Below are 10545 nucleotides of genomic sequence, written 5' to 3'. Positions count from 1 at the left end.
GAGGAGCCCGCCGCCGAGGAGCTTCCCGCACCCGAGGAAGCCGCCCCGGAGGAGCCCGCCGCCGAGGAAGCTCCCGCGGAGGAGCCGGCGGGGGAGGGCGAGTAGCTCGTGGCAGGGGCCGACGTGGAGCGCCTCGTCAGGTACGTCGTCGGTTCGCTCGTCGACGACGTGGACGCCGTTCGCGTGGAGAGCAGGTCGCCACGTGACGGCGAGACCCTCTTCGAGGTGACGGTCGCCGACGACGACGTGGGCAAGGTCATCGGCCGCCAGGGGCGCATCATCAAGGCGATCCGCGTGCTCGCCCGTGCGGCGGCCTCCGTCCACGGGGAGCAGGTGGACGTCGAGGTCCTCGGCTGATGGATCAGGACCGCTTCGTCCCGATAGGGCGGATCGTCAAGGCCCACGGCCTGAAGGGGGAGGTCTCGGTCCTTCCGCTCACCGGCCTTCCCTTCGAGCTCCCCGAGGGGCTGCGCGTGTGGGTCGTCCCACCGCCTTCCGGCGTCCGTGAAGGGGTGGTGGAAGCCGTCCGCCGAGGACCGAAGGGGCCCCTCGTGAAGATCTCCGGCGTCGAGGGCATAGAGGCCGCTCGCTCGCTGGCCGGCCGCGAGCTCGTCGCGCTCGCCGACGACCTCCCGGCCGGGTGGGCGGAGGAGGAGCCCGACCCCGTCGGCCTCGGAGTCCTGCTGGAGGACGGCTCGGAGCTCGGAAGCGTCACGGGCGTCATCGCGACGGGAGCGAACGACGTCTGGGTCGTCCACGGCCCGAGAGGCGAGCTGCTCCTTCCGGTCATCCCGGAGGTGGTGCTGGACGTGGACGAGGACGCGCGCCGCGCCCTCGTCCGCCCGCTGCCCGGACTCATCGACGAGGGGTAGGCGTGCGTATAGACGTCGTCACGATGTTCCCCGAGGTGGTCTCCTGCCCCATGTCGGCCTCGATGGTCGGGTTGGCCCAGGAGCGCGGCGTGCTCGAGCTGTCCGTCCACGACCTCCGCCAGTGGGCCGAAGGGGTGCACCGGCAGGTCGACGACTACCCGTACGGCGGGGGCCCCGGCATGGTCGTGAAGCCGGAACCGGTCTTCCGAGCCGTCCGCGCCCTCGGCGAGCTGGACGCGCGCGAGCCCGTCGTCGTGCTCCTCACACCGCAGGGCCGCCTGCTCGATCAGCGGCTCGTCGAGGACCTCGCGGGGAAGGAGCGTCTGCTGCTCGTGTGCGGCCGGTACGAGGGCTTCGACGAGCGCGTCCGCTCGCTGGCCGATTTCCAGGTGTCCATCGGCGACTACGTGCTCACCGGCGGCGAGCTGCCGGCCATGGTGCTCATCGACGCGGTGACCAGGCTGCTGCCCGGCGTGCTGGGGCACGAGGACTCCTCGGCCGAGGAGTCCTTCTCCTGGGGACTGCTTGAGTACCCTCAGTACACGCGGCCGGCGGAGTTCGAGGGTATGCAGGTACCCGATGTGCTGCTCAGCGGGGACCACGCTCGCATCGCGAAGTGGCGCCGTGACCGCGCGGTCGAGAGGACAGCTCGCCAGCGTCCGGACCTGCTCGAGCGCGCCGACCTGACCGACGACGAGCGGCTGCTCGCCCGGCGCGTGCTGGACGAGGCCGCCGAGGACCCGGAGTAGAGGGAGCGAATGGAAGGCGGACGAGGGCACAACGATACGACACGCGACGCCGGGGGGCATCCGGCGGCCGATACGCGGCGCCCGGACGAAGGCATGTCCGACGAGACGGGGCGCACCGCCGAGCGCCGCAGCGAGGGCGGGATCCTGCGCTGGGTGGTGGAGACCGCTGCGCTCCTGCTCGCCGCGTTCGTCCTCGCACAGCTGATACGCACCTTCGTGGTGCAGCCCTACGTCGTGCCCACGGGCTCGATGATCCCGACGATTGGGATCGGCGACCGCGTGCTCGCCAACAAGTTCGTCTACCGGTTCCGGGACCCTTCGCAGGGGGACATCATCGTCTTCGACGATCTGACCGGCCGCACGCCCACGCTCATCAAGAGGGTGGTGGCGACGGAGGGCCAGGAGGTGGACATCCTGGACGGAGGGGTCTACGTGGACGGCGAACGCCTCTCCGAGCCGTACGTCGACGGTCAGGAGACGCAACCCGGGCCGGTCCAGCTCCCCGTCACGATCCCTCCGGACCACGTATGGGTCATGGGGGACAACCGCACCAACAGCGCCGACAGCCGCTGGATCGGCCCGCAGCCTCTCTCGGTCGTGGAGGGCGAGGCGTTCATGACGTACTGGCCTCCGGGAAGGATCGGGCGGCTTCGCTGACCGGAACGACGGCTGACCTCGGCGGCGGATCTCGGCCGATGCCCTCGGCGGGGCGTCGTTGCGGGGGCGTCGAGAGCTGTTATACTGTCGCACCGTGTCCGTCGACGAGGATCGCGAACGCCGCTGCGCCACGCGGCGGCGAGGGATGAGGACGAGAAGCCATGAACAGGATCCGTGCGATCGAGCAGCAGCAGATCCGCGAAGACCTGCCTCGGTTCGACGTGGGGGACACGGTCAAGGTCAGCTACCGCGTCGTCGAGGGGAACCGTGAGCGAGTGCAGGTCTTCCAGGGAGTGGTCATGCGCCGTCACGGATCGGGCAGCCGCGAGACCTTCACCGTCCGCAAGATCTCCTTCGCCGTCGGCGTCGAGCGCACGTTCCCCGTTCATTCGCCCAAGATCGCCGGCGTCGAGGTCGTCAGCCGCGCCAAGGTACGTCGCGCCAAGCTCTACTTCCTGCGCGACAAGGTGGGCAAGGCCGCCCGCCTGAAGGAGCGCCGCTAGCTCCGCGGCGCACGAGCCCGCCATGCCGCTCAAACGTCCGCCCGTTGCCGCTCCGATGAAGAGGAGTGCGCCGGGCGCTTCCCTGCGACGACACCCCGAGGACCGGACATGACGCCGCGAGGTGTGCGTTCGCTCTCCCTGCAGCAGTGCCGTGAACTCCTCGAGACCGCGGACACGGCGGCGCTGCCCGCTTTGTTGCGCTCGCTGGCCGGAGACCGCAGGGCGGGCGTCCGCGAGGCCGTCGCCGTCGCCCGCAACAGGCTCCGCGCCCGCGAGGCCGAGGCCGCGCGCCTGGAGGGATTGGCAGCGCTCGAGGAGGAGTTGCGGCGAGGCGGCTACGCGGTCGTGGCCGGCATCGACGAGGTGGGCCGCGGGGCGCTCGCCGGCCCGCTGACCGCCGGGGCGGTCGTGCTGCCTGCCGGTCTGCGCATCGAGGGCCTGGACGACTCGAAACGCCTGACGCCCGAGTGCCGCGAGCACATCGCGGCGGCGGTCAGGGAGCGCTGCCACGCGTGTGCCGTCGCCCACGTGGACCCCGGCGAGATCGATGCGAAGGGCATGTCCTGGGCCGTCCGAGAAGCGATGCGCCGCGCGCTCGACTCGATCGGATGCCCCGTCGACCACGTCGTGGTGGACGGGCTCGGTGTGGGTCTCGGCATCCCGGAGACCGCGGTCGTCGGCGGCGACGCCAAGGTCGCCGCGATCGCGGCCGCCTCGGTGGTGGCCAAGGTCACCCGAGACGCGCTCATGGTCGCTCACGCCGCTGACCACCGCGAGTACCTCTTCGAGGAGAACAAGGGGTACGGCACGCCGGAGCACCTCGCCGCCATCGCCGTCCACGGCCTCTGCCCGCTCCACAGGCGCTCCTTCCACCCGTGTGAAGGGACGCCCCCGTTGTTCTGAACCGATGCGCGGCAAGGTCTTGGTCAGAACCGGTTAACCTCCTCCCTCCATGCTGGTCCTCGACGGGAGGGAGGACCCATGGACAGCAAGGAGTTGGGACGCCGGGGCGAGGATGCGGCCGCCGCTTTCCTGGAGCGGCGTGGGATGCGTCTCCTCGAGCGGAACTGGCGATGTCCGGTGGGTGAGGTGGACCTGGTCGCGCAGGACGGCGACACGCTCGTGCTCTGCGAGGTCAAGACCCGGCGGAGCACGCGAGCGGGTTCGCCGGAAGCGGCGGTGGGGGCCACGAAGCAGCGCCGACTGGCCCGGCTCGCCGCCGCCTACGCGCAAGACATGCCGTCGCCGCCCGAGCGCGTCCGCTTCGACGTCGTCGCCATCACGGTGCTCGCCGGCGACCGCGCACTGCTCCGTCATCACGCGGGAGCGTTCCTGGTGAGCGGGTAGATGCAGTCGGTCGTCTCGAGTTCGGCGCTCTCGGGCGTTGAGGCGCTGCGCGTAGAGGTCCAGGCCGATGTGGCCAGGGGACTGCCGTCCTTCGCCATCGTCGGGCTCGGCGACGCCGCGGTGATGGAGGCGCGCGAGCGTGTGCGGTCGGCGCTTCGCGCGAGCGGATACGACTTCCCGGACAGGCGAGTCGTCGTGAACCTGGCTCCCGCTCCGCTGCGCAAGCACGGCACCGGTTTCGACCTGCCGATCGCGCTGGCGATACTGTTGGCCACGGGCCAGGTTCCCGCCCGTGTCGCGGAGGGGCGCGCCGCGGTCGGGGAGCTCGCGCTCGACGGCACGGTCCGCGCCGTTCCCGGGCTGCTCGCGCACGCCCTCCGCGCACTCAGGGCCGGCGAAGGCCTCCTCGGCCCGTCGGAGGCGGGGCCGGACCTCGCGTGGATGGAGGGGCTGAGCTTCCACGGGCTGCGCGACTTGTCGTCGCTTCGCGGGGAGGGGCGACGACGGCACCGCGAGGCCCACCGCGAGGCAACCGGCGAACGCCGGCCGGACCACGCTCCCGATCTCGCGGAGGTGGCCGGCCACGAAGCCGCCAAGCGCGCCCTGGAGGTCGCGGCGGCCGGCGGTCACGACATCCTGCTCGTCGGCCCGCCCGGGTCGGGCAAGACGATGCTCGCGCGCCGCGTTCCCGGTATCCTCCCGCCGCTCACCGCCGAAGAGCGTCTGGACACCGCACTCGTCCACTCGGTCGCCGGCCTGGACGTCGCACCCGTTCTGGCGGGCGTGCGACCGTTCCGCTCGCCGCACCACACATGCTCGGTGGCCGGCCTGGTGGGAGGAGGCAGCCCGCCCAGACCCGGGGAGGCGAGCCTCGCGCACAACGGCGTGCTCTTCCTCGACGAGCTGCCGGAGTTCGGCCCCGCCGCGCTGCAGGCGCTGAGACAACCGATGGAGGACGGGTGTCTGACGCTGGTCCGGGCCGAGGGACGACTGCGCTATCCAGCCCGTTTCATGCTTGTCGCGGCGATGAACCCTTGCCCCTGCGGTCACTTCGGCGACGCCGCCACGCCCTGCCGATGCCCGCCCGCCCTGGTCGCGCGCTATACGTCGCGCGTCGGCGGGCCGCTCATGGACCGGGTCGACATATCCATCCGCGTCGACCGCGTCGATCCCCGTGTCCTGGTGTCCACCGTCCCGGCGGGGGAGCCGTCCCCCGTCCTGCGCGGGCGCGTCCTGGCCGCACGCCGCCGAGCGGCCGAGAGAGGAGGCGCGGCCCGGCTCTCCGGCGCGGCGCTGCTGGCGGCGTGCGGTCTCACCCCCGCCACCCGCGAGACGCTCGCCGCGGCTGCCTCGCGGGGGAGGCTCTCGGGCCGTGCGGTGACGCGCGTCCTGCGCGTCGCCCGCACCCTCGCCGACCTCGAGGGGACGAGAAGCGTGGGCGCCCCGCACATCCTCGAGGCCCTCGGCTACCGCGTGTCGGGAGCCGTGTGATGGCCGTGCGAGGCTGGCAGCTGCGCCCCACGGACCCGGAGTACCCCCGGTGCCTGAAGGATTCCCCCCGGCCCCCCGAGGTCCTCTACGGCATCGGGGACCCCGCAGCGCTCCGTCTGGGTCTGGGCGTCGTCGGCTCTCGCAAGGCCACCCCCTACGGACTCGCCTGCGCTCGGCGCTTCACCGGATGGGCGGCTCGAAGCGGGATAACGGTCGTCTCGGGCGGCGCCATAGGGTGCGACCAGGAGGCGCACCGCGCCGCTCTGGAGGCTGCCGGGACGACCGTCGCCGTGTTGGGTTGCGGGGCCGACGTGGACTACCCGCGGGGCGCGGGCGCGCTGCTCGACGAGATACGCCGAAGAGGCGCGTGCGTCTCCGAGCTTCCATGGGGCCGCGAGCCGACCCGCTGGGCGTTCGTCGAGCGGAACCGGCTCATCGCGGCGCTCTCGGCGGCGCTCCTCGTCGTGGAGGCCGGACTTCCCAGCGGGACCTTCTCGACCGCCGACTTCGCGCTGGAGGCCGGCAGGGAGGTCCTCGCCGTGCCCGGATCGATATTCGCTCCCGGATGCCGCGGCTCCAACCGGCTCATCAGGCAGGGCGCCACACCGGTGACCGATGTATCGGAGCTCGCCGCGGCGGTCGCCGACGCCGGACTCGCGATCGCCGCGCCGTCCGGCACCGCCGGTGCCGAACGGTCGTCCCCCGGGGCGTCCCGCTCCCTCCAGCCACCCGACGAGGTCTCCTCTCGAGTGCTCGCGGCGCTACTGGCGGACCCGATGAAGCCCGACGACGCGGCCCGGGCACTCGACCTCGATATCGTCACCCTCATCCGCATCCTCGGCGCCCTGGAGGCGTCCGGGGCGGTCGCCCGGTACCGCGACGGGAGGTACGGGCCGTGCTGAGCCGTGCGCCACCGGTCGCGTTCGCTTCGGGCGCCGGGGCCTGACGTACAATGGCGGCGCCGGCTGCAACCGTCAGGAGGCGACGTGTCCCCAGGAGCCTGCGTGACCGTGATCGGTGCCGGCCTGGCCGGCGCGGAGGCGGCCTGGCAGCTCGCGACCCGCAGCCTGCGCGTCCGTCTCGTCGAGATGCGCCCGGCTCGGCACACCCCCGCGCACCACGGTGGTTCCTTCGCCGAGCTCGTCTGCTCCAACTCGCTCAAGAGCGACGACCCGGACACGGCCGCCGGGCTCCTCAAGCGCGAACTGGAGGACCTCGGGAGCCTGGTCATGGCTTCCGCCCGGCTCCACCGCGTCCCCGCCGGAGCCGCGCTCGCCGTCGACCGCGAGAGGTTCGCACGAGGAGTCACCGAGGCCGTCGAGTCACACCCGTTCGTCGAGGTGGACCGTCGCGAGGCGGAGTCCCTTCCCGAGACGGAGGCCACGATCGTGGCGACGGGGCCGCTCACCAGCCCTGCCATGGAAAGCGCGCTCTCCGGCCTCATCGGTCCGGCTCGGCTCTCCTTCTTCGACGCGGCCGCGCCGATCGTGGACGCCGCCTCGGTGGATCGCCGCGTCGCCTTCGCCGCCTCCCGCTACGGCAAGGGAGCAGGGGACGACTACTTGAACCTGCCCTTGTCGCGTGAAGAGTACGAGGCGTTCATCGGCGAACTGCTCGCCGCCCGACGGGTACGAGCCAAGGAGTTCGAGCCGGCGGAGCTCTTCCAGGCCTGCCAGCCTATCGAGGAGGTCGCCAGGAAGGGAGCCGATGCCCCTCGCTTCGGTGCGATGAAGCCCGTGGGGCTCGTGGACCCGCGCACGGGCGCCAGGCCGTGGGCCGCCGTCCAGCTGAGGGCCGAGAACCGCGGACGCACCGCCTACAACCTCGTCGGCTTCCAGACGAACCTGACCTTCGCTGAGCAGCGGCGCGTGTTCCGGACGCTGCCGGGCCTCGCGCGGGCGGAGTTCCTGCGCTACGGGGTCATGCACCGCAACACGTTCGTGGACGCTCCCCGTCTCCTCGATCCCTCGCTCGAGCTGCGAGGACACCCCGGCATCTGGTTCGCCGGCCAGCTCGTCGGCACGGAGGGGTACCTGGAGGCCGCGGGCACCGGACTGCTCGCCGCCGTGAACGTCCACGCGGCGCTCGCCGGCCGCCCTCCGATCGTCCTGCCTCCGGAGACCGTGTTGGGGGCCCTCGTCCGATACGCGACCGACCCCGACACGGTCGACTACCAGCCCATGCATGCCAACTTCGGCCTGCTCCCCCCGCTGGACCCGCCGGTGAAGGGCAAGCGTGCCCGCTGCGCCGCGTACGCCGAGCGAGCGAGGCTCGCGATGGCTACCTGTATCGCCGAGAGCGCGGACATGCTGCCGGGGGGACCCCGATGACCGGCCGGCGGGGCGAGGCGCTCGTCGACGCGTACCTCGAGCACCTGCGGGTCGAGCGTGCCGCCTCGCGGCACACCGTCGCCGCATACGCCTCGGACCTCGCAGCCTACCTCGACTGGGCCTCGCGGACAGAGGTCGACCCCGTCGCGCCAGGCCACAAGCGTCTCCGGCTCTTCCTCGGCGAGCTCGACCGCGCCGGCTACTCGCGCCGCACCATAGCGCGGCGGCTCTCAGCGGTCCGCTCGTTCCTCGACTTCCTGGTGCTGCGCGGTGAGACCGACGCCAACCCCGCCACCGTGCTCTCCGCGCCGAAGCAGCCGGCACGCCTCCCGCGCGTCGTCCCTGGCGTCGTGCTCGCCTCGCTGCTCGACTCCCCCGACCCGGCCAGACCGCTCGGCCTTCGCGACCGGTCCATCCTCGAACTCCTCTATGCCGCCGGGTTGCGGATCGGTGAGCTCGAGCGGCTCGACGTCGGCGACGTCGATCTGGCGGCTGGGCAACTGCGCGCTTTCGGCAAGGGGTCCCGGGAGCGCATCGTGCCGCTGCACCGCGCGGCCTGCGCGAGGGTCGCAGCGTACCTGTCGGAGGGCAGGCCGGCCCTGCTGAAGGACAAGCACGTCGATGCGCTGTTCCTCAACCGTCTCGGCGGGCGGCTCTCCGCCGGAGGCGCGCGCCGGATGATGGCGCGACACCTTGACTCCGCCGCCGTCGGTCTCGGCCTGACACCGCACTCGCTGCGCCACACCTTCGCCACCCATCTGCTCGAAGGCGGCGCCGACCTGCGCACCGTGCAGGAACTCCTCGGTCACGTTGCGCTGTCTACCACCCAGATTTATACTCATCTGAGCACCAAGCGGCTACGTGACGTGCATCACAGAGCTCACCCTCGGGCCTGAATCCTCGCGGTTCCGCCGCTGTCGTCGGCCGGTACCCGACGGCGCCGGACGGAGGGTGCGGCGACAGAGGGGCGTTGTTGTACTTGAAGCAGGACGCTCGCACCGACACGGCCACCCTTTGGGCGGCATACAAGGAGACGGCGGACCCGGCCGCGCGGGAGCAGCTCATCCTCAACTACTCGCCGCTGGTGAAGTACGTCGCCGGGCGCCTCTCCTCCAACCTCCCGCAGACCGTCGAGACCGCCGATCTGATCAGCTACGGCATCTTCGGCCTGATCGACGCGATCGAGAAGTACGAGCCCGAGCGCGGGATCAAGTTCGAGACCTACGCGATCGCCCGCATAAAGGGCGCGATCATCGACGAGCTCCGGGCGATGGACTGGGTCCCCCGCTCCGTCCGCGCGAGGGCGCGAGAGATCGAGCAGGCCTACATCACCCTCGAGAACCGCCTCCGCCGTGTCCCGGAGGACGCCGAGGTCGCCGAGGAGATGGGGATCTCGATGAAGGAGCTCCAGGGCGTCCTCGCGAAGCTCTCCTACGCGTCGGTGGTCTCTTTCGAGGAGCTCTGGACGGCAGGCGACCGCGACGAGCGGTCGAGCATCATCGGATCCATCCAGGACGAGTCCGCGGAGGACCCGGTGGCCGCGTTCGAGAGCGAGGAGATCAAGGACATCCTCGCCGGCGCGATAGAGCGGCTGCCCGAGCGCGAGAAGATCGTCATCGCGCTCTACTACTACGAAGGGTTGACGCTCAAGGAGATCGGTGAGGTCCTCGGAGTGACCGAGTCTCGGGTGAGCCAGCTGCACACGAAGTCCGTGCTTCGCCTGCGGGCGCGACTGCATTCGGCGCAGGGCCGGGTGCCGCGAGCCTAGGGCGGGGTGCCGGATCCGTCGAGGGAGGCCCGCCGGGCGTCGACGGGAGGGAGGCGCTTTGGCCGGAGAACGGATACTCGTGGTCGAGGACACGGAGCTCCTTCGACGCATCTACGCGGACAAGCTCGCACAGGAGGGATACGAGGTGACGACGGCCTCCGACGGCTTGGAGGCCCTCGATATCGTCCGCTCCGAGCCGGTGGACCTCGTGCTGCTCGACCTGATCATGCCGAGGGTCGGGGGGCTGGAGGTACTCGAGACCCTCAAGCAGGAACCGGATACCGAGCACATCCCGGTCATCATCCTGTCGAACCTCGGACAGGAGGCCGACGTCGAGCGCGGCCTGTCCCTCGGGGCGGTCGACTACCTGATCAAGAACCAGGCGAAACCGGCCGCCGTCGCTACGAAGATCCGGCTGACGCTCGACTACATCTCGGGACGTGCCAGCGGACAGCCGGCGTTCACGCTGTCCGTACGGGACCATGAGCCGGCGCGGACGCCCTCGTCGAGCACCTCAAGCTCCAGCGGAGGTTCTGGTGCCCGGCCTGTCAGGCGGAGCTCGCGATCGAGCTGCTGCCCAAGGAGGACAGGCCGAGCTGGTTCGACGCGCACCTCGTCTGCACCGCCTGCCAGAGGAGTCTCTAGCCGGGGGCGATCCGTCCGCGTAGGGTCGTTCAAGGGATGACGCACCAGCGGGTGCATCGGCGCGAGGACGACCTGTTCGCCGGGCCGCCTGTGATACACTACACCGGCTCTTCATCACACACGCCCGCGGACTCCCGCGCGGGGTGCCCGACGCAGCAGGCAGGCGCCGGGTCGTGGCGGGAG

13 protein-coding genes are annotated in these 10545 nt (G+C 71.5%); all 13 read left to right on the top strand.

The genetic code is table 11. The features are described from left to right. The first annotated feature begins 108 nt into the window (after positions 1–108). The 13 genes from IBX62_07195 to IBX62_07135 all read left to right on the top strand — a co-directional run bounded on the left by IBX62_07195 (position 109) and on the right by IBX62_07135 (position 10402). Positions 109–357 (top strand): KH domain-containing protein, encoded by a 249-nt coding sequence (locus IBX62_07195; GenBank protein ID MBE0476862.1) that lies wholly within the window; start codon positions 109–111, stop codon positions 355–357. Next, a complete protein-coding gene (rimM, locus tag IBX62_07190; protein ID MBE0476861.1) occupies positions 357–872 on the top strand; it encodes a 16S rRNA processing protein RimM in 516 nt (171 codons plus the stop codon). Before IBX62_07195 ends, rimM begins: the two co-directional genes overlap by 1 nt. A 2-nt stretch (positions 873–874) precedes the next feature. Then, positions 875–1621: a tRNA (guanosine(37)-N1)-methyltransferase TrmD gene (trmD, locus tag IBX62_07185; protein ID MBE0476860.1), complete on the top strand. Its 747-nt coding sequence runs from the start codon at positions 875–877 to the stop codon at positions 1619–1621. A gap of 93 nt (positions 1622–1714) precedes the next feature. After that, positions 1715–2278 carry a signal peptidase I gene (gene lepB, locus IBX62_07180; GenBank protein ID MBE0476859.1) on the top strand — a complete coding sequence of 188 codons (564 nt, stop codon included), beginning with the start codon at positions 1715–1717 and terminating at the stop codon, positions 2276–2278. A 161-nt stretch (positions 2279–2439) separates the two neighbouring features. Then, positions 2440–2781, top strand: coding sequence for a 50S ribosomal protein L19 (gene rplS, locus IBX62_07175; protein ID MBE0476858.1), 342 nt, complete (start codon positions 2440–2442; stop codon positions 2779–2781). Between the two features lie 108 nt (positions 2782–2889). Continuing rightward, complete coding sequence (locus IBX62_07170) at positions 2890–3684, top strand: ribonuclease HII (GenBank protein MBE0476857.1); 795 nt, start codon at positions 2890–2892, stop codon at positions 3682–3684. Between the two features lie 78 nt (positions 3685–3762). Then, complete coding sequence (locus IBX62_07165) at positions 3763–4128, top strand: YraN family protein (GenBank protein ID MBE0476856.1); 366 nt, start codon at positions 3763–3765, stop codon at positions 4126–4128. Beyond that, positions 4129–5619: a YifB family Mg chelatase-like AAA ATPase gene (locus IBX62_07160; GenBank protein MBE0476855.1), complete on the top strand. Its 1491-nt coding sequence runs from the start codon at positions 4129–4131 to the stop codon at positions 5617–5619. It begins immediately after the preceding gene. After that, a complete protein-coding gene (gene dprA, locus IBX62_07155; protein ID MBE0476854.1) occupies positions 5619–6521 on the top strand; it encodes a DNA-protecting protein DprA in 903 nt (300 codons plus the stop codon). The genes IBX62_07160 and dprA overlap by 1 nt, the downstream gene beginning before the upstream one ends. A gap of 84 nt (positions 6522–6605) precedes the next feature. Next, a complete protein-coding gene (gene trmFO, locus IBX62_07150; protein ID MBE0476853.1) occupies positions 6606–7949 on the top strand; it encodes a methylenetetrahydrofolate--tRNA-(uracil(54)-C(5))-methyltransferase (FADH(2)-oxidizing) TrmFO in 1344 nt (447 codons plus the stop codon). After that, positions 7946–8845 carry a tyrosine recombinase gene (locus IBX62_07145; GenBank protein ID MBE0476852.1) on the top strand — a complete coding sequence of 300 codons (900 nt, stop codon included), beginning with the start codon at positions 7946–7948 and terminating at the stop codon, positions 8843–8845. Before trmFO ends, IBX62_07145 begins: the two co-directional genes overlap by 4 nt. A gap of 83 nt (positions 8846–8928) precedes the next feature. Continuing rightward, positions 8929–9717, top strand: a complete 789-nt coding sequence (whiG, locus tag IBX62_07140) for an RNA polymerase sigma factor WhiG (protein ID MBE0476851.1) — start codon at positions 8929–8931, stop codon at positions 9715–9717. A 58-nt stretch (positions 9718–9775) separates the two neighbouring features. Further along, positions 9776–10402 carry a response regulator gene (locus IBX62_07135; GenBank protein MBE0476850.1) on the top strand — a complete coding sequence of 209 codons (627 nt, stop codon included), beginning with the start codon at positions 9776–9778 and terminating at the stop codon, positions 10400–10402. The last annotated feature ends 143 nt before the right edge of the window (positions 10403–10545 follow it).

The sequence above is a fragment of the Coriobacteriia bacterium genome (genome assembly GCA_014859305.1).
Classification (GTDB): domain Bacteria; phylum Actinomycetota; class Coriobacteriia; order Anaerosomatales; family Kmv31; genus Kmv31.
This window is presented reverse-complemented; position numbering and strand designations above follow the sequence as displayed.